Here is an 18721-nt window from a genome sequence, read left to right on the forward strand (position 1 = left end):
GGGAGATTGTGCACGTGTGTAGGGGCCGGCCTTGGCCGGCCCGTTCGTGTGTCCCGGTGCGGTCTGTTTCCCACGGGCCAATCCACACGGCCCTCACGTTGCACGTCGACACAAGTAGTGAACTCCACTACTATTGAGCTTCCACTTCAGGAGGCTGCCATGAGCTACATAACCGCCGCGAACGCGAATCGGACGTTCTCCACGATGCTGCGGGAGGTGCGCGAGGGGCGGAGCTACGTCATCACGTCGCACGGGCGTCCCGTGGCGCGGATGGTGCCTTTCGGCGACGATGCCGCCACGACGGGTGTGGCGCGCGCGGCGCTGTTCGATCGGTTGGGACGCCGGCGGGTGCAGAACCTGGCGCGCGTGACGCGCGACGAACTCCACGAGCGCTGACATGAACGTCGCGATCGATACCAACGTGCTCGTCTACGCCGAAGGCGTCAACGACAGGCCGCGCCGCGATGCGGCGCACGCGCTGCTTCGCGCGCTGCCGCCGGAGTCGACGCTCATCCCGGTGCAGGCACTCGGCGAGTTGTACACGACGCTCGTGAAGAAGGCGCACCGACCGCGGGAGGTCGCGGCGGAGGCGGTCCTGAGCTGGGGCGATGCGTTCCCGCTGATCGAGTCGTCCAACGACATCCTGCTCGCCGCGCTCGACCTCGCGCGCGTTCGCGACCTATCGCTGTGGGACGCGCTCATGATGTCTGCCGCTGCAGACGCGCACTGCCGGCTGCTGCTCTCCGAGGATCTCCAGGACGGCTTCACCTGGCGCGGCGTGACGGTCGCCAACCCGTTCGCCACACCCCGCAATCCCCTGCTCGCGGCGATAGCCGGCAAGTCCGGTCTTCAGTCGTAGGCCGGGCTCGGAGAGCCGGCCCGTCCACCCACCGTGGCGAGCGATCTGCCGACAGGCCTACCCTTCGGGGTACCAGGCCTTGACGGCGTCGTAGCTGACACCGATGTGGTCCAGGGCTTCCTTCGGGGCGCCGGTCCACGTCATCACGAAGGTGTTGCCCTTGTAGTCGAGGTCGGCGATGCCGATCTTGCTCGTGAAGAAGCCCGTGGCGGTGAGGTCGCGCACCGCGCTGAAGAAGCGCGCGCCGTTGGCGTGAGCGGGGCTCGCCTTCGCGGGGTACGCGAGCGCGTCGCAGATCTGCGTCTGCTGCGCGGCCGTGCACTTCACGAACGCCTGGTCGAACTGCTTGCGGCATTCGTTGTCGAGCCACCTGATGCCGCCGCGCATCAGCAGCTGACGTTCGGGCTGGTCGATCATCATGTAGTCGATGAACTCCGGCACGCCGGCGTCGCTGGCGTTGCCCGATCGATCGTCGGCCGGGATGATCAGGTTCGCGAGCGTGGTGATCGTTGCGTACTCGTGCGCCGTGAAGTACTTCGGCTTGAACGCCGTCTTCGCGGCCGTCGCCGCGCGGCGAGCCTGTTGCGCGTGCTGGTGCGCCTGCTGCGCCTCCGCGTCGGACCAGGCGATCGTCGCCATGGCCGGGGCCGCGCCAAGCACCTGCAGCATCCTGCGTCGATTCACGTTCTCCATCATCGTGCCCCGTGTCGCACGGGCTGAAGCCCGTGCGCTCCATACAAAAAAGATCTCAAGACGCGGGTGGCGCCGGACGGGGCGCCCCGCCCGCCCGCAAGCGCGTCTCCCGTACAAGTGCCTTTCGCGCTGAGGACGGGTGGGGCTGTCCGGCGACAGGACCCGCGCCTCGGCCTCCGCTTCTTTCCCCCATGCCCGAAACTCGTGCGCTCCATGCGAAACCCGTCAGATGTTCAGCTTCGTGCGCTGGTCGGCGATGTAGTCGCACGTGCGCCAGGCGAGCGCCATGATCGTCCACGTGAGGTTCTTGTCGGCCTGCGAGACGAACGGTCCGGCGTCGGCCACGAACAGGTTCTTCACCTCGTGCGCCTGGCAGTGGGCGTTGAGCGCCGACGAGTTCGGGTCGCTACCCATGCGCACGACGCCCGCCTCGTGGATGATGCGCCCGCCGGCCGCGAGGCCATAGTCCTCCTCGGGTCCCGGAATCCTGCCGAGCACCGTGCCGCCCATCTCCTCGATGAGCGCCTTGAAGGTCTCCATCATGTGCCTGGCCTGGAACCGCTCCGCATCGCCGAACTTCCAGTGGAAGCGCGGCACCGGGATGCCCCACTTGTCCACCACGTTCGGATCGATGTCCATGTACGTGTCCTTGTTGGGCACCATCTCACCGCGGCCGGCAAAGCCGATCGTCGCGCCCCACAAGCGGCGGTATTCGTCCTTCAATCCCCTCCCGTACCCCCCGCCTGACGCACCGGGATGCCGTTCGATGCCACCCATGAACCCGAAGCCGGGCATGCGGCGGCCGCCGCCGGGCTCGATGTGATACCCGCGCGGGAACGGCAGCTTGTCCTTCACGTTGTGCAGCCACCACGGCATGTAGAGGTGCATGCCGCCCGTGCCGTCCTCGTTGTGCGCGGGCATCCCCACCATCTTCGGAATGAATCCGGAGAGGCTCGCGCCCGTCGAGTCCGTCAGATACTGCCCCACCACCCCGCTGCCGTTCGCGAGTCCCTTCGGGAAGCGCGCGGACTTGGAATTGAGCAGCAGGCGCGCCGATTCGCACGCACTCGCCGCGAGCACGACGATGCGGCCCTGGACCGTCTTCTCCTCACCGCTCTTCGTGTCGACGTAGGACACGCCCGTCGCCCGGCCCTCGTCGTTGCTCAACACCTCTCGCGCCATCGCGTCGGTGACGATGGTGAGCTTGCCGGTCTTCATCGCGGGCGGCAGCAACACCGTCGGCGACTGGAAGTTCGAATGCGTCGAACAGCCGCGGCCGCATTGCGCGCAGTAGTGGCACGCGGCACGGCCGTTGAGCGGACGCGTCAGGATCGACAGCCGCGACGGCACGCACGCGATCTTCAGGCGATCGGCGGCCTGCTTGAAATACAGCTCGTACGCGCGCGGCAGCGGCGCCGGCTGGAACTTGCCGTCGGGCTCGTTGTGCAGGCCCGTCTCGGCCGCGTGGTTCGATCCGAAGATGCCGACGTACTCATCGAGCTTGTCGTAGTACGGCTTCATCTCGTCGTAGGTGATCGGCCAGTCGTCGCCGAGACCGTCGATGCTCTTGCGGCGGAAGTCGTCCGGACCCCAGCGCAGGGAGATGCGTCCCCAGTGGTTCGTGCGGCCGCCGAGCATGCGCGCGCGGAACCAGTCGAACTTCGAACCGGGCGCCGACGTGTACGGCTCCCCCGCCAGTTCCCAGCCGCCCCAGGCGGCGTCGAACTCGCCGAAGGGCCGCTCGGTCGACGCGCCGCGTCTTGGCGAGTCGTACGGCCACCCGAGCATCTTGCCGTCGCGCGCCTGGTCCCAGACGGGACCGGCCTCCAGCATGCAGACCTCTGCACCGGCCTCGGTGAGCACCTTGGCGGCGATCCCGCCGCCGGCACCCGAGCCGACCACCACTACGTCGTACACCTTCGGAGAACGGATGACTTGCATCTGCGGTCGCCCCTCGCGGCTGACTGGACGGGGGAAGTGTACACCGCTCCGGCATCCGGCATCCGGCATCCGGCAACCGGCAACCGGCAACCGGCAACCGGCAACCGGCACGACGAGGGTCGGGCTCGGACGGTATGCATGGGCACCCGTTGTGGGTGCCCGCGCGATGGCGCCTCGTCGAGACGAACGACGTGACAGGCGGCCACCCTCTCCGCTGCTGCGCAGCTACGGAAGGCAGTCAAGGGCCGTCGCTACGATCGACCTGTTGCCGATTGCCGGTTGCCGGTTGCCGGCCTGTGCGCCGGCTGTTGCTGGGTGACGCAGTGAATCGAGCCCATGCCCCACACGAGGGGTTCGCACTGGATCGGCACGATGCGACGGGTCGGGAACAGGTCCCGGAGGACACGCTCGGCAACGACGTCGTTCGCGTGCGCGTACATCGGGGCGAGAACCACGCTGTTGGCGATGTAGAAGTTGGCGTAGCTGGCCGGGAGGCGGTCGCCTTCGGCCATCACGTGCCCGGGCATCGGCAGCGTGACGATGCGCCAGGGCGTCCCGTCTGGCCGTCGAGCGGCCTGGAGGCGCGCGAGGTTGTCGCGCAGCGGGCCATGGTTGGCGTCGGCCGGGTCGTCCTCGATCGCCGTGACGATGGTGTCCTCGTCGACAAAGCGCGTGATGTCGTCGACGTGGCCGTCCGTGTCGTCGCCTTCGATGCCGTCGCCCAGCCAGATCACCTGCCGCACGCCGAGGTACACGCGCAGGTATGCCTCGATGTCTGATTTCGAAAGCCGCGGGTTACGGTTCTCGTGCAGCAGGCACTGCTCCGTCGTGAGCACGGTGCCGGCCCCGTCGACGTCGATCGATCCACCTTCGAGCACGATCCCCGGTTCGAAGCGCGCGAGGTCCGCGAGCGCACCGAGGCGCGACGGCACCGACGCGTCGCGCATCAGCGTCTCGTACTTCTCGCCCCACGCGTTGAAGCGCCAGTGGTTGTACCCGAGTTCACCCTGCGGCCCGAGCAGGAAGTTCGGGCCGTAGTCGCGGATCCACGAGTCCACCGTCTCGACCTCGATCAGATCGAGGTTGTCGACGACAGCGGCGCGGCCACGACAGCGCGCGCGCACGTCATCGGCGACCTCCGCGTTGTCCACGAGCAGGCACACGCGCTCGTGCGGCGTGAGCGCGTCGACGAACTGCAGGAAGATCTCCTGCACGGCCGGCACGCGCTCGGGCCAGGTGACGGGATCCTTCGGCCACGTGAGCCAGGTGGCGGCGTGCGGATGCCACTCGGCGGGCATCCGGTAGCCGAGCGACGCCGGTGTGCGTACGGGCGTCACGGCTCGATCAGCCGCTGCGTGATGCCGCCGTACGCGTCGATGCGACGGTCGCGCAGGAAGGGCCAGTTCTGTCGCGTCTGCTCGATGAGCGACAGATCGCACTCGACGAGCAGGATCTCCTCCTTGTCGGCCGACGCCTTCGCGAGGATGCGGCCGAACGGATCGGCAACGAACGACTGCCCCCAGAACTGGAGCTCGCCTTCGCGGCCCACGCGATTGACCGACACGACGAAGACGCCGTTGGCGATCGCGTGCGCGCGCTGCGACGTCTCCCACGCCGAGTGCTGCGCGAGGTTCATCGCCTCGGCCTCGCCAGGCAGCCAGCCGATCGCCGTCGGATAGAAGAGGAAATCCGCGCCCTGGAGGGCCGTCAGGCGCGCCGCCTCCGGATACCACTGGTCCCAGCACACCAGCACGCCGCAATTGCCCTGCGTCGTCTTGTGCACCCTGAAGCCGAGATCGCCGGGCGTGAAGTAGAACTTCTCGTAGTACAGCGGGTCGTCGGGGATGTGCATCTTCCGGTACTTGCCGACGATGGAGCCGTCGCGATCGAAGATGACGGCCGTGTTGTGGTACACGCCCGCCGCGCGCCGCTCGAAAAGCGACGACACGAGCACCACCTTGTGGCGTCGCGCCGCCTTCGCGAGCGCGTCAGTCGTCTCGCCCGGGATGGGTTCGGCGAGCTTGAAGAGCGCGGTGTCCTCGGTCTGACAGAAATACTGCGAGCGGAACAGCTCCTGCAGACACACGACCGTCGCGCCCTGCCTGGCCGCATCGCCGATGCGGCCGAGGGCCTTCTTCAGGTTCTTTGCCGGGTCGGTCGCGCAGGTCATCTGCACGAGTCCGACCACGGGATGGGTTGTCGCCTTCTTCTTCGCCATGGCCAGCGAACAGGGTACAGGGAAACAGCCGGCAACCGGCAACCGGCAAACCGGCAACGGCAACGGCAACCGGCAACAGGCAACCGGTCGGCGCTGGGCGGTGGCCGTCGGCGGTGTGGGGCGCGATGTACACTGCGGCATGGGCTTGCGTGACGAGTACAATCTGCCGCCCGATCCCGTCATCGAGTACTACAAGAAGGACGTGGACCGCACGCTGCTCCGTGAGCACCTGAAGCTCACGCCGCAGCAGCGACTCGAGCGGCTCGTCGCGCACATGCGGGCCCTCGACGCGCTGCGCGCAGCGCGCCGGGACGTGCGATGACGCCCGATCTCCTCGGCCTGGTCCGCGTCCTTTCTGCCGGCCGCGTTCGCTACATCATCGTCGGGGGCGTGGCCGCGGGGATTCACGGTGCGCTCCGGACGACACTCGACCTCGACATCGTCTACGCGCGCGACACGGAGAACGTCGCACGGTTGGTGGCGGCACTCGCGCCGTACGAGCCGTACCTGCGTGGTGCGCCGCCCGGACTCCCCTTCGTCATGGACGAGGGGACCATCGCGCGCGGCATCAACTTCGCACTGTCCACGACCATCGGCGATCTCGACATCCTCGGCGACGTCACGGGAGGGGGTGGCTACGAACACCTGAGCCCCGCAGCCGAGTCCGTCGACATCGAAGGTTTCGCGTGCCAGGTCGTGACATTGCCCACGCTCATCCGATTGAAGCGTGCCGCCGGACGCGCGAAGGATCGCGAGGCGCTGGCGGAGCTCGAAGCGCTGCTCGACGAACGCGACAGCGGCCTGCAGGGCTGACAGCCGCCGGAATCGGGCCATGGAAGAACGCGCTCGCTTTACTCAACACAATGAGTATTTCGCCTGACACCGGATTCGAGCGGCGACAGGGGCTGACGCTGGAGACGCGACTTCGCGAGCGGCGACGGTTCATGCAGGTCGTTGCCGGACCGCACGCGGCATTCGGCTTGTCGCTCGACGAGTACCTGTACTTCGGTGGCTATCCCGGCGCTGCGTCGCTCATCGGCGATCCCGCCCGGTGGCGGCGCTACCTGCTGGACTCGTTGATCGAAACGGCGATCGCACGCGACGTCCTGTTGATGACGCGCGTCGACAAGCCGGCGCTCCTGCGCAGGCTGTTCGAACTGGGGTGTCGTGCCTCGGGACAGGTGCTCTCCTCCACCAAGATGCTTGGACAGTTGCAGGATGCGGGTAACACGACGACACTCGCACACTACCTCGGGTTGCTCGGTGGAGCGGGCATACTGGTCGGGCTGGAGAAGTACGGCCATCACGCGATTCGACAGCGGGCGTCGAGTCCGAAGCTCCAGGTGCTCAACACGGCACTCATGACCGCGCAGTCGGATCTGTCACCCGACGACGTGCGCCATGACTCCGCGTTCAGGGGGCGTCTCGTCGAGTCGGCTGTCGGCGCGCACCTCGCCAACGCCGCCGCGGCCGGCATATGCGAGGTCTTCTACTGGCGCGAGCGCAACAAGGAGGTCGACTTCGTCCTGCGGGCCGGCCGGCGCCTCGTGGCCATCGAGGTGAAGAGCGGTCGTGCGCCCGAGACGCTGCCCGGCCTTGCCACGTTCGCCGACGCATGCCGCCCAACGCGGACCTTGCTCGTCGGCGGCGACGGCATCTCTCTCGAAGAGTTCCTCACGCGCCCGGTCACACACTGGGTACAGAACTAGAACAAGAGTTCAGGAAGACACGGAGAATCCGCTCATGCCACGCGATCGCCGCGCGTTCCTGCGCCTGGCCGCCCAGACGGCCGGTGCCGCTTCACTCACCGCCGCCTGGCCCGACCCCATCCTGCGTGCCCTCTCGGTGCCCGCCGCCGTCAGGACGGGCACCATCGGCGATGTGGCCCACGTGGTCATCCTGATGCAGGAGAACCGGTCGTTCGACCACTACTTCGGCACGCTGCGCGGCGTGCGCGGCTTCGGCGATCGCCATCCCATTCCCGTGGCGGGCGGACGCACGGTGTGGCAGCAGTCGGACGGTACGCGTGACGTGCCGCCCTACCATCTCGACACCGAGACGACGAGCGCGCTGCGCGTGCCGGTGACGCCACACGCGTTCGCCGACGCGCAGGCCGCGTGGGATCAGGGCCGCTTCGGATCGTGGCCGAAGTTCAAAACGCCGTTCTCGATGGGGTACTACACCCGCCACGACATCCCGTTCCAGTTCGCGCTCGCCGAGGCCTTCACCATCTGCGACGCCTACTACTGCTCCATCACCACCGGAACCGACCCGAATCGCATCGTCTTCTGGTCGGGTTCGAACTACAACCCCGACGTCCGCGCGCGCGGCGAGAACTGCACCGAAGACGACTCGGAGCCCAACAACCTGCGGTGCTGGATCAAGGGCGCGCTGCCAGATCCCGGGTACACCTACGCCGGGTCGGCGTTCCGCTGGCCGACGATTCCCGACGTCCTCGAACAGCACGGCATCACGTGGCGCATCTACCAGAACCCGAACGACAACTGGACCGGGGCGATGCACGGCTGCCTCGCGTTCGACAGCTTCCGCAGGAGCACGCCCGGCTCGCCCATCTACGAACGCGGGATGCGGCACTGGTCGATCGACCATCTGACCGCCGACGTCAAGGCCGGCACGCTCCCGCAGGTGTCGTGGATCCTGCCGTCGCAGGCGTGGTCGGAACATCCGAGTCCGTCGACACCGGCGCATGGCGCTGAGTTCACCACGCTCGTCCTCGACGCGCTCACGTCGAATCCCGAGGTGTGGGCCAAGACCGTGCTCTTCCTGACGTTCGACGAGAACGACGGGCAGTTCGACCACCTGCCGCCGCCCGCCGTCCCGTCGTACAACCCCGACGGCTCACTGGCCGGCGCGTCCACGCTCGATCTCGCGGGCGAGTACTTCCTCGATCCCGCACGCAAGTACCGCCATCCGGACGATGTGAAGGATGGTCCGCTGCGTCCGTGGGGCCTGGGACCACGCGTGCCGATGTACGTCATCTCGCCGTGGAGCAGGGGCGGGTGGGTGAACTCGCAGGTCTTCGATCACACCTCTGTCGGCCGATTCATCGAACACCGCTTCGGCGTCACGGTGCCGGCGATCAGCCCGTGGCATCGTGCCGTGTGCGGCGATCTCGTGTCGGCATTCGACTTCGCCGCGCCCAACGATCCCGTGGTACCGGCGCTGCCCGACGCGCGTGGCGCGTCGGCGATCGTGCTGGCGCACATCCAGCGGCCGATGCCCGTACCGCCGGCGCTGCCTGTGCCCGCGCGGCAGGAGCCCGGCGTACGTCCGTCACGCGCGCTGCCGTACGCACTCCGCGTCGACACGCGTCTCATTGACGATGGGAAGACGATCGCGCTGACGTTCGGCAACAAGGGCGGCGCGGGTGCGGTGTTCCACGTCTACGACAGACAGCACCTCGAACGCATTCCGCGTCGGTACACCGTCGAGGCCGGCAAGTCGCTCGACGACACGTGGCCAGCGGTGGAAGGCTGCGACCTCGACGTACACGGTCCGAACGGCTTCCTGCGCCGCGTACGCATGCCCGCGGCTGCGGCTGCGGCACGGTCCGGCGCGACGCCCGTTGTCACGGTGCACGAACGTCCCACGGTTCCCGACCTCGACATCGTGGTGCACAACGCCGGCAAGACGCCGCTCGATCTGACGGTGCGCGACAACGCGTACGGGGCTCAGGACGTCGCGCTGCGCGTACCTGCCGGACGCGACGTGCGCCACGCGTGGCCCACCGCCGACAGCGGTCAGTGGTACGACGTCAGTGTCGTGAGCGGGCAAGTCGAGTGGCGCTTCGCCGGCCGCATCGAAACCGGCGCCCCCGGCATCAGCGATCCCGCGATCGGAACGTAGGGGCGACGCATGCGTCGCCCCTACACGTAGTACTGCGTGCGTTTGGCTTTCAGGAAGTCCGCCGACCGTGCGAGTTCGTCGAGCCCGTTCATGCCGTCCTCGATGGAGATCCAGCCGCTGTACCCAACGCTGGCCAGAATGCGGAAGATCGTGTCGTAGTCGTTGAGGCCCTTGCCCGTCTCGCCGTGCAGCAGGGCGGCGCTGTAGCCCGTGCTGCCGTCGGCCTGCTTCAAATCATCGAGCGTGGCCCCTTCGGCCAGATACCGATCCGACGCGTGCATGCTGACCACGCGGTGCTTCACCTTCTCGAGGAACGTCAGCGGATCGTACCCGCCGACCAGCGCGTTGGACGGGTCGTACTGCACGCCGAAGTACGGGTGATCGATCTGCTCGACGATCTCGAGGAACACGTCCTCGGCCTGCGCGAACTCGGGGTACGTCCAGTTGCCGTCCTTGTAATGGTTCTCCATGCAGAGCACCACGTCGCGTTCGGCGGCGTAGTCGAGCGACGCGCGAATCCCTTCCAGCGTGCGCGCCACGCCCTCGTTCCGGCTCATGCCCGGCAACCGCTGTCCGCTCAACGTGCGGCAATGCCGCAGGCCAAGTGTCACGGACATGTCGATCGCGTGGCGCTGCCGCTGCACCTGCCGCGCGCGTTCAGCCGCATCCGGATGCGTGAAGTCCGGCGAGAAGCAGAGGAGCGACGACACCTGCCCCGTCTCCTCCATCACGCCGCGCACGCGCGCCGCCGCGTCGGGTCCGAGCGGCGTCAGGAACCCGTCGTAGTGCTCGATGCCCTCCCCGCCGAGCGCCTTCGCATCGCGCAGCCACTGGAGGTAGTCCATGCGCCCGGCGCACAGATCGTCGAAATAGCACTTGGGGAAAACAGAAATGCTGGGAGTCATATCACGACCGGCAACGGGCAACCGGCAATCGCCAACCGGCCCCCACATCCCTACCGCCCCTCACCACGCCGGGGGCGCGCCTACGGGGAATTGTTCGAGGTCCATGACGGAACCCGTGACGCAGGCGCCGGCGTTGCTCACGAAGTAGGCGACGGCGTAGGCGATGTCGGCGGGCAGGAGCAGGCGACCGAACGGGCGCGTGCGGACCGCTTCGGCGACCCACTCGTCGCCCTTCCCTTCCTGCTCGCGCTTCACCCGCTCTTCACCCTCGGTGAGCGTCCAGCCGACGTTGATCGCGTTGACACGGATGCGCACCGCGTTGAGCTGCGCGGCGACGTTCCTGGTGAGCGTCATCAGTCCGCCCTTGGCCGACGAATACGCCGTGAGCTTCGGTTCGCCGATGTACGCGTTGATCGACCCGACGTTCAGGACCGCGCCACCGCCGCGGCGCTCCATGTGCGGCACCGCGGCCTGCAGCAGGAAGAACGGCGCGCGCAGCGTGATCGCGTGGATGCGGTCCCAGTCCTCTACCGTGGTGGTCCGCACGTCGCCCCGCGACGTGTCAGCCGCGTTGTTCACCAGGATGTCGAGCCCGCCGAAGTGCGCGGCCGATCGCTCCACGAGCTGCATGCACTGCCTCGCATCGGTGAGGTCCGCCGTCTCGAACGCCGCGCGTCCGCCCGCGGCCACGATCGCGTCCACCACCGCCTGACCGCGCGACACCGATCGACCGTGCACGACCACCGCCGCGCCAAGCGCCGCGAGCTGCAGCGCCACGCCCTTGCCGATACCCGACGTCGATCCCGTCACGAGCGCCACGCGGCCCGTGAGATCGAACGCCGCCGCCAGGTCGGGCCACTGGATGTCCGTCATCGCGTCGCCATCACTCCACAGGCTCGTACACGCGACGCAGCGGCTTGCGACGCCCGATGCCGCCGGTGATCTCGAGCTCGATCACCAGACCGCGCGGTGACACCAGCGTGAACGTCTCCTCGATCGACGTCCCATCGTCGAGGTTCGTCTCCCTGACGAGCACGCCCTTCTTCCAACGCGTCTGCGTCTCCACGACGCCGTTGATCGCCTGATGCTTCTCGGCCTTGTTGTTGGTCCGATACCGCACCGTACGCCCATCGTCGTAGGTGAAGGCGACAGACGAGGCATCCTGCGCGATGGTGAGCCGGCGCACAGGCGTCAGCAACTCGCGCATCAGCTCCATCCGCTGCTTGCGGACTTCGGGATCGACGCCGGCCGGCCCCGCCATGCGCATGGACGATCCGCCGCCCATGGGCTGACGTCCGCCGAGCCCGAACCCGCGAATCGGCCCCTCCGGCTCGCCGCCACCGCCGACGTCACTGGCGCCGGCGCTGTACCGCCACTCGCCCGACAGGTCAGGCATCTCCTGCGCGCCGACGCAAGGGACGCTCAACACCAGCAGCGCCAGCGGGAACACGACGCGAGACGCGAGTGCCGTCATGTGGAGTCCTCCTTCTATCGCGACGGACCGTCAGGCCCATGAGGCAGCAGCACCGACTTGATGACCTGGCCGCTGTGCATGCCTTCGAAGGCCTCCTGCCAGTGCGCGAGGTCCGTGCGCAGACCGATCACTGTCTCGGCTCCCGTGCGGCCGGCGGCGATCAGGCTGATCACGCGCTCCCACACCGGGTAGTTGTGGCTGAAGGAACCGTGCAGTTTCACCGCCTTCTGCACGAGCGGGTTCAGGTTGATCGGTACCAGATCCGGCGACCAGCCGACCTTCACGACGGTGCCGTCAGGCCTGCACAGCTGCAACGCCGCGTCGAGCGGACGGCTCGCGCCTGACGCATCGCAGACCACATCGGCACCGAGCGGATCGAGCGCGCGCACCACGTCTTCGAGCGGCTCGTTGTCGACGTCCACGACGTGCGTGGCGCCGAGTTGACGTGCGACGTCGAGACGCGCGCGATCGGCAGCGCGTCCCGCGACAACGAGCGGATACGCCCCGTTGAGCGCCGCCATCCTCGCGCACAACAGACCGATCGGTCCGGGCCCCAGCACCACCACGAGATCGCCCGGCTTGATGTCGGCGTTCACGCACATCGACTGGTACGCCACGCAGTGCGGCTCGGTGAGGCACGCCAGATCGAACGGCAGGCTGTCCGGAATGTGGTGCAGGCACCTGGCGGGTACGCGCACGTACTGCGCCATCGCACCGTCGATGCCGTACCCGAATCCCTTGCGCGACGGACACAGGTTGTAGCGGCCCGTGCGGCACAACAGGCACTCGCCGCAGATGTACGCCGCCGTTTCGCTGACGACGCGATCGCCGGCCTTGAAACCTTTGACGTCGCGACCGATTTCGGCAATCACGCCGCCGAATTCGTGTCCGAGCGTCACCGGCGCATTCACCGCCCACGAGTGCGTCAGGTAGGCCTGGTGGACGTCCGACCCGCATACCGACGCAGCCCCGACAGCCAGGAGCACGTCCGTCGGCCCGATCTCCGGAATCGGCACCTCCCGCAGCGCCACCTGCAATGGTTGATCGAGGCCGTACTGCACGATGGCCGGTTGCGTGGGCCGGGCTCGGAGAGCCGGCCCTACCGTCGTGGCGGCGCTCATCGCCGGGTCCCCTCGGGTGTCCAACGCGTCAGCGGTGTCTTGCGAATCTCGGTGCTGATCTCGCGCAACACGGTGTGCAGGTCGTTGCTCGACGTCTTGAATTCGTTGGCGTCGATCACGAGCGGTGCGCCGAGCACCACGAGCGGCGCGCCGTGCGCGGGGCACTCGATCGCCTGCGGGATCGTGAGCCCGCCAACGGCCTGCACCGGCACGTTCACGGCGTCGACGACGGCGTCGAGTTCGTCCATCGGACTCAGCCCCTTGACCAGGCCGCGCTCGTCGAAGCCGATGTGGTGAATGATGTAGTCGCACCCGAGCGACTCCAGCCACTGTGCGTTCTTCACGCGGTCTTCGGCGATCATGTTGTCGCCCATCACCTTGATGCCGTACGTGCGCGCGGCGTCCACCACGCGACGCACCGTTGCCTCGTGCGCGCGTCCCATCACCACCACGAGATCGGCACCCGCCCTCGCCATCATCTCCGCCTCGAGGTACCCGCCGTCCATCGTCTTCAGGTCGGCCACGATGGGGTGATCGGGGAACCGCGCGCGCAGCTTCTCGACGGCGTGCAGGCCTTCGGCGAGGAGCAACGGCGTTCCGGCTTCGAGCCAGTCCACGCCCGCCTCGACGGCAATCGCCGCCGTGTCGAGCGCTTCATCGATGTTCGTGAGGTCGAGCGAGATCTGGACGATCGGGAATGTCAGCGAGTCGAGACGAGCCACGGGGGCAGTGTAGCGAATTCTCTCTATCTCAGCAGCACCGCACGCGCGGGGCTGCCGTCGGCGCCTTCGATCTTCAGCGGCAGGACCACGAGCAGGTACTCGCCCGGCGCGGCGTGGGTCAGGTCCAGGCCCTCGACGATGAACACGTCGTGGCCGAGGAGCATGCGGTGCGTGACGGGCTCGGCCGCGTGGAAGCCCTCCACCGACAGGTAGTCCACGCCCACCGTGCGCACGCCGCACTCGACGATGTATTGCGCGGCGTCTTCGGCGATATAGATGAACTCGGTGTCGAACGGCGCGCCGCTCTGGAGCGAGCCGGAATTGGTCGTCTTGAAGAGCGCGGCGCTGGCGCCTTCGATCCGGCCGACGAGATCGGCCTTCGTGATGGCCTGCGTGACGTGCGTGAGGTCGATCACGCGAGCCGGCACGATCATCTGGTCGAGCGGGACCGATTCCACCGTCTGTGGACTCATGCCGAAGTGCCACGGCGAGTCCACGTGCGTCCCGGCGTGGCACGACACGCGGAAGTACGACACGTTGCAGATGTCGCCCTTGTCGATGCGCAGCAGGGGCTCGAACTGCCACACCTCCTGTCCGGGCCACGGGGCCACCCGCCCACTCAGCGTCACCGTGACATCGAGCGCCGTACCGTTGTTCACGTAGTCGTCGATCCAGGACATGAACGAGAGTGTATGCTCTGCGGCACAACCATGAATCAACGACGCCTTTTCGTCGCCAGTTGTGTCGCGCTCATCGCCACGGCCATGTCGTTTGCCATTCGCGGCGACATCATGGGCGACGTGCAGCAGGAACTGCACCTCACTGACGTCCAGGTCGGGTGGATCCTCGGGGCCGCGTTCTGGGGCTTCGGGCTGTCGATCCTGTTCGGCGGGCCGTTGTGCGACCTGCTCGGAATGGGCACGATCATGCGGCTCGCCGCGGCCGGCCACATCATCGGTGCGCTGCTCACCATTGTCTCGACGAACTTCACCATCTTCTTCCTGTCGACCGTCGTCGTCGGCATCGCGAACGGCTTGGTCGAGGCGGCCGTCAATCCGCTCATCGCCACGATCTATCCGCACGAGAAGACGTCGAAACTGACGACGCTGCACGCGTGGTTCCCCGGAGGCGTGGTGATCGGCGGCGTGCTCGCGTTCCTGATGACGCAGGGGCACTTCGGCTGGAAGGCCAAGGTGCTCACGCTGCTCGTGCCGTCGGTGATCTACCTCGTGATGTTCATCGGCCAGCGCTTCCCTGCCACGGAACGCGAAGCCGCCGGCGTGCCGTTCGTCGACATGTTCAAGGAGCTCGCGCGTCCCCTGTTCCTCCTCGTGTGGTTCTGCATGGTCCTCACGGCCAGCACGGAACTGGGTGCGGGGAGCTGGATTCCGACGATCTTCAATCGTGTGGCCGAGAGCGCCACGCAGGCCGGCATCCTGCAGGTTGTCTGGATCAACATGGTGATGTACGTGATGCGGCAGTTCGGGCACGGCATCACGCATCGCATCGCCCCGACAGCGCTCATTGCGGCGAGCGCCGTCATCGCCTCCGGTGGCCTGTACCTCTTCAGCCACGCGACAACGGTCATGAGCGCGTTCCTGTGGGCCGGCGTGTTCGCGGTCGGTATCGCGTTCTGGTGGCCGACGATGCTCGGCATCACGTCGGAGCGCTTCCCGCGATCGGGCGCACTCGGCCTGGCGGTCATCGGCGCCACGGGCAGCTTTGCCACGGCCCTGTCAGGTCCGGTGATGGGCTGGCTGAGCGAGACCTATGGCACCGCCCGGGTCCTGCCGATCTGGTCCGCCCTGCCGCTGCTGCTCATCGTCATCTTCGGCGCCATCTACATGGCCGACAAGGCGAAGGGCGGCTACAAGGTGGAGCGCATCTGACGATTTCGGTATGGTGGATCGTCAGGAGGCCTTCCCATGCCCGTACTGAACCGGTTCACACCATATTGCTTTGCCCTGCTGCGCATCGTCGGGGGCGCATTGTTCGCGCTGCATGGCGCGCAGAAACTCTTCGGAGTGCTTGGTGGCACGCAGCAGCCGCTCGCGTCGATGATGGGCCTTGCCGGCATCATCGAGTTCTTCGGGGGCGTGCTCGTGGCGATCGGGCTGTTCTCGCCGTATGCCGCGTTCATCGCCAGCGGTCAGATGGCCTCCGCGTATTTCATGGCCCACGCGCCACAGAGCTTCTGGCCCATCCTCAACGGCGGCGAGTTGGCGGCGCTCTACTGCTTCCTGTTCCTGTTCATCGCCGCCCACGGCTCGGGTCCCCTGAGCATCGACGCAATGCGCGCGAAACGGTGATTGCCAGGGGCTGAAGCCCCTGGCCTCCATCAGGAAATTCCGCCGGCCCTTATCGCTCGCCCGGTGCCCGGTGCCCGGTGCCGGTTGCCCGGTGCCCGGTTGCCGGTTGCCCGGTGCCCGGTTATCGGTTGCCGGTTGCCCGTTGCCGGTTGCCGGAGGGGTAGAGAAGAATCGCGATCAGGTAACACGCCGCGATCGCGACCAGCAGGACACGATAGCCGGTGACGAGGGCCAGGTATTCGGCCACGCCGCCGACCATGGCACCGAGGAGGTTGGCACCGTAGGCGAACGCGACGTTGTCTGTCTGCTTCAGGCTCCCGCTGAACAGCAGGCCCGCGAGCAGCACGGGACTGAACGTGAGCAGCGAGTAGAACGCCGTCTCCGCGGCCAGCGAGCGGAAGCCGATCGTCCCGATGGGCAAGAACCAGGCGGCCAGGAGCAACAGCAACAGGGGCGCGCCAACCACCCATGGATTGATGCGCGAGACGCGACCCGCCAGCCACGCGCCGAGCGCGGCCATCACCAGCACCGACGCGATCGTCGCAGACGCCACCACCCACGTCGATCCCCAGATCAGGGCGAACTGCGTGATCGCCTTCGTCTCGAGGATCATGAACCCCGCGCCGAGGACGAAGAACGGGACGAGCGGGCCGAGACGCACCGCACCGCCAGACCGCTGCCCTGCCAGTCGCACGGTCCCGACCACGGCCGCCACTGACACCACGAGCACGCCGAGCAGCGCCCACGCGTAGTGCGTCGGCAGGTGCGGCTCGCGCATGTACAGGAACGGCCAGTCATCGGTCGCCGGACGGATGGACGCATCCCGATCCAGCGGCACACCGGGGCTGACCACGTCGGGGTGGTTGTACGCGGCCACCTTGTCTGGCGGCGCCGGCCAGTCGGCCACCGTCTTCACGCCGGGGCCCGCGAGCATCACGCCGAGGTAGCCGTGCTCTCTGTGGATGTGGACCTTCGGTTCCTCGCCGAAGACGTTGCGCGCCGAATTGGCGAGGCGATCAACGAGCCACTTCTCGCGGAAGTAGTTGTAGACCACGAGCACGCCATCAGGCTTCAGCCGCCGTCGCGCCGCGCGGAAGGCCTCCTCGGTGAACATGAAGCTCTCGAGGCGCACAGCGGAGAACGACGACTGCAGCGTGAGCGAGTCGATCAGCGCGAACACGATCAGGTCGTACTGCTTCTCGGACGTCCGCAGGTAGTGCCGTGCATCGTCGGTGACGATGTGGACGCGTGGATCCTTGTAGGGCCCGTCGGGGTGATATTGCCTGCCGAGCCTGACGATCACCGGATCGATCTCGACGGCATCGACGCGCTGCGCGCCGTGCTGCAGCGCCGACGCGACGTCGGTGCCCGAGCCCGCGCCGAGGATCAGCACGTCCTCGAAGCGGTCGCCGAACACCTGATACGGCCACTGGTAGAAGTATTCCTTTTCGCGAACAGGGGCCATCGACTGGTGGAAGATGTTGTTCACCTCCACCACCGTCTCCTCGCCCTGCGTGTGCGCCGTGATCTTGTAGTAGGGCGACCACAGCGTGTCGCCCGACATCCTGTGCGCCACGCCCAGCGACACGGCCAGACACACCGCTCCCACTACCATCCACGCACGCGACAACTCGCGCAGGAACGGCACCGCAGCGAGGACCGCGAGACCGAACCACGCCACTGGCGGCGACTGCAGCGCGGACAACGCGCCGAACGCCACCACGCCAGCCAGGCTTCCCCCGAGATTGACGATGTAGGCGCGCAGCGGCGGGTGCGCGTTCATCTCGCGCCCGAGTCGCTGCGAGAGCACTGCGAAGAGCACCGCCACGGCGATGCACAGCAGCGGCAGGAACCACGTGCTCTCGACGGGCACCACGGTGTCGGTCGTCCCGCTCGAGAAATAGATGCTCTCGGATGTCTGCGGCACCGCGATGTCGAGTCGGCCCGCGGCCACCGCCACCACGAGCAGCACCTGCACGATCGGGAACCACTTGAACAGGTTCGCCCGCACCGGTGCGAGCAGGCAGCCGACGCCGATGCCGAGGAAGCTCGCGAGCAGGATGAAGTTCGAGAAGTACGCGAGCAGGCGGATGTACGCCGGCATCCACCGGATCAGCGCGACCTCGAGGAACAGGACCAGGAAGGAGATCAGGAAGAGGGGCCATGCGGCCCCTCGCGCGGGCTTCACCATCCGAGGATGCGCGCGAACATGAGCGGCGCGACGATCGTCGCGTCGGACTCGATGATGAACCGCGGCGTATCCACGCCGAGCTTGCCCCAGGTGATCTTCTCGTTCGGCACGGCGCCCGAATAGGAACCGTAGCTCGTGGTGGAATCGCTGATCTGGCAGAAGTAGCCCCACAGGGGCACTTCAGGCCGTTGCAGATCCTGGTGCAGCATCGGCACCACGCAGATCGGGAAGTCTCCGGCGATGCCGCCGCCGATCTGGAAGAAGCCGATGGACGATGTGGGCGCGACGGTCTGGTACCAGTCGGCGAGCCGCATCATGTACTCGATGCCGGTGCGCACCGTGTGCACGTTGGTCACGTCGCCGGTGATGCAGTGTCCGGCGTACATGTTGCCGAGCGTCGAGTCCTCCCAGCCGGGCACGA

Annotated in this window: 20 protein-coding genes; 8 read left to right on the plus strand and 12 right to left on the minus strand. The window is 67.4% G+C overall.

All coding sequences use genetic code 11. The features are described from left to right. Window positions 1-159: 159 nt before the first annotated feature. Both IT182_16015 and IT182_16020 read left to right on the plus strand, forming a co-directional pair. The gene (locus tag IT182_16015) at window positions 160-396 is read left to right on the plus strand and encodes a type II toxin-antitoxin system prevent-host-death family antitoxin (GenBank protein ID MCC6164854.1); all 237 of its coding nucleotides are present in this window, start codon (window positions 160-162) and stop codon (window positions 394-396) included. A 1-nt stretch (window position 397) separates the two neighbouring features. Continuing rightward, window positions 398-859 carry a PIN domain-containing protein gene (locus tag IT182_16020; protein ID MCC6164855.1) on the plus strand — a complete coding sequence of 154 codons (462 nt, stop codon included), beginning with the start codon at window positions 398-400 and terminating at the stop codon, window positions 857-859. Window positions 860-916: 57 nt separating this feature from the next. Here the strand turns inward: IT182_16020 and IT182_16025 are convergent, their stop codons facing one another. The 4 genes from IT182_16025 to IT182_16040 all read right to left on the minus strand — a co-directional run bounded on the left by IT182_16025 (window position 917) and on the right by IT182_16040 (window position 5711). Further along, entirely contained in the window at window positions 917-1555 is a 639-nt protein-coding gene (locus IT182_16025) for a gluconate 2-dehydrogenase subunit 3 family protein (GenBank protein ID MCC6164856.1), read from the minus strand. A 222-nt stretch (window positions 1556-1777) separates the two neighbouring features. Beyond that, window positions 1778-3493, minus strand: coding sequence for a GMC family oxidoreductase (locus IT182_16030; GenBank protein MCC6164857.1), 1716 nt, complete (start codon window positions 3491-3493; stop codon window positions 1778-1780). Window positions 3494-3744: 251 nt separating this feature from the next. After that, window positions 3745-4791, minus strand: a complete 1047-nt coding sequence (locus IT182_16035; protein ID MCC6164858.1) for an agmatine deiminase family protein — start codon at window positions 4789-4791, stop codon at window positions 3745-3747. A gap of 35 nt (window positions 4792-4826) precedes the next feature. Further along, on the minus strand, window positions 4827-5711 hold the full coding sequence (locus IT182_16040) for a carbon-nitrogen hydrolase (GenBank protein ID MCC6164859.1): 885 nt from the start codon (window positions 5709-5711) through the stop codon (window positions 4827-4829). 139 nt (window positions 5712-5850) lie between these two features. Between IT182_16040 and IT182_16045 the strand changes: the two genes are divergently transcribed. From IT182_16045 to IT182_16060, 4 genes are read left to right on the plus strand one after another with little or no spacing between them, the layout of a single operon-like run. Continuing rightward, window positions 5851-6033 carry a hypothetical protein gene (locus tag IT182_16045; protein MCC6164860.1) on the plus strand — a complete coding sequence of 61 codons (183 nt, stop codon included), beginning with the start codon at window positions 5851-5853 and terminating at the stop codon, window positions 6031-6033. Further along, window positions 6030-6524 (plus strand): hypothetical protein, encoded by a 495-nt coding sequence (locus IT182_16050; GenBank protein ID MCC6164861.1) that lies wholly within the window; start codon window positions 6030-6032, stop codon window positions 6522-6524. The genes IT182_16045 and IT182_16050 overlap by 4 nt, the downstream gene beginning before the upstream one ends. Window positions 6525-6574: 50 nt before the next feature. Beyond that, on the plus strand, window positions 6575-7420 hold the full coding sequence (locus tag IT182_16055; protein MCC6164862.1) for a DUF4143 domain-containing protein: 846 nt from the start codon (window positions 6575-6577) through the stop codon (window positions 7418-7420). A 34-nt stretch (window positions 7421-7454) separates the two neighbouring features. Further along, window positions 7455-9578 (plus strand): phospholipase C, phosphocholine-specific, encoded by a 2124-nt coding sequence (locus tag IT182_16060; protein MCC6164863.1) that lies wholly within the window; start codon window positions 7455-7457, stop codon window positions 9576-9578. 20 nt (window positions 9579-9598) lie between these two features. Here the strand turns inward: IT182_16060 and IT182_16065 are convergent, their stop codons facing one another. Genes IT182_16065 through IT182_16090 form a run of 6 tightly spaced genes read right to left on the minus strand, consistent with a single transcriptional unit; the run spans window position 9599 to window position 14480 of the window. Continuing rightward, window positions 9599-10483 (minus strand): TIM barrel protein, encoded by an 885-nt coding sequence (locus IT182_16065; GenBank protein MCC6164864.1) that lies wholly within the window; start codon window positions 10481-10483, stop codon window positions 9599-9601. A 60-nt stretch (window positions 10484-10543) separates the two neighbouring features. After that, window positions 10544-11356 carry an SDR family oxidoreductase gene (locus IT182_16070; protein MCC6164865.1) on the minus strand — a complete coding sequence of 271 codons (813 nt, stop codon included), beginning with the start codon at window positions 11354-11356 and terminating at the stop codon, window positions 10544-10546. Window positions 11357-11366: 10 nt separating this feature from the next. Then, window positions 11367-11957, minus strand: coding sequence for a hypothetical protein (locus IT182_16075; protein ID MCC6164866.1), 591 nt, complete (start codon window positions 11955-11957; stop codon window positions 11367-11369). Between the two features lie 14 nt (window positions 11958-11971). Beyond that, window positions 11972-13078, minus strand: coding sequence for a zinc-binding dehydrogenase (locus IT182_16080; GenBank protein ID MCC6164867.1), 1107 nt, complete (start codon window positions 13076-13078; stop codon window positions 11972-11974). Next, window positions 13075-13782, minus strand: coding sequence for an orotidine 5'-phosphate decarboxylase (locus tag IT182_16085; GenBank protein ID MCC6164868.1), 708 nt, complete (start codon window positions 13780-13782; stop codon window positions 13075-13077). The genes IT182_16080 and IT182_16085 overlap by 4 nt, the downstream gene beginning before the upstream one ends. A 41-nt stretch (window positions 13783-13823) precedes the next feature. After that, window positions 13824-14480 (minus strand): cyclase family protein, encoded by a 657-nt coding sequence (locus tag IT182_16090; protein MCC6164869.1) that lies wholly within the window; start codon window positions 14478-14480, stop codon window positions 13824-13826. A gap of 30 nt (window positions 14481-14510) precedes the next feature. On the opposite strand from IT182_16090, the gene IT182_16095 reads away from it, so the two are divergent. Both IT182_16095 and IT182_16100 read left to right on the plus strand, forming a co-directional pair. Next, window positions 14511-15689, plus strand: coding sequence for an MFS transporter (locus IT182_16095; GenBank protein MCC6164870.1), 1179 nt, complete (start codon window positions 14511-14513; stop codon window positions 15687-15689). Between the two features lie 36 nt (window positions 15690-15725). After that, window positions 15726-16109 carry a DoxX family protein gene (locus IT182_16100; GenBank protein ID MCC6164871.1) on the plus strand — a complete coding sequence of 128 codons (384 nt, stop codon included), beginning with the start codon at window positions 15726-15728 and terminating at the stop codon, window positions 16107-16109. A 121-nt stretch (window positions 16110-16230) separates the two neighbouring features. On the opposite strand, the gene IT182_16105 is transcribed toward IT182_16100, so the two are convergent. After that, window positions 16231-18300, minus strand: a complete 2070-nt coding sequence (locus IT182_16105; protein MCC6164872.1) for a methyltransferase domain-containing protein — start codon at window positions 18298-18300, stop codon at window positions 16231-16233. Further along, a partial coding sequence (locus IT182_16110) for a deoxyhypusine synthase family protein (GenBank protein ID MCC6164873.1) occupies window positions 18294-18721 on the minus strand: 428 nt, incomplete at its 5' end. The genes IT182_16110 and IT182_16105, both read right to left, overlap by 7 nt.

The organism is Acidobacteriota bacterium, from assembly GCA_020845575.1.
Lineage (GTDB): Bacteria > Acidobacteriota > Vicinamibacteria > Vicinamibacterales > Vicinamibacteraceae > Luteitalea.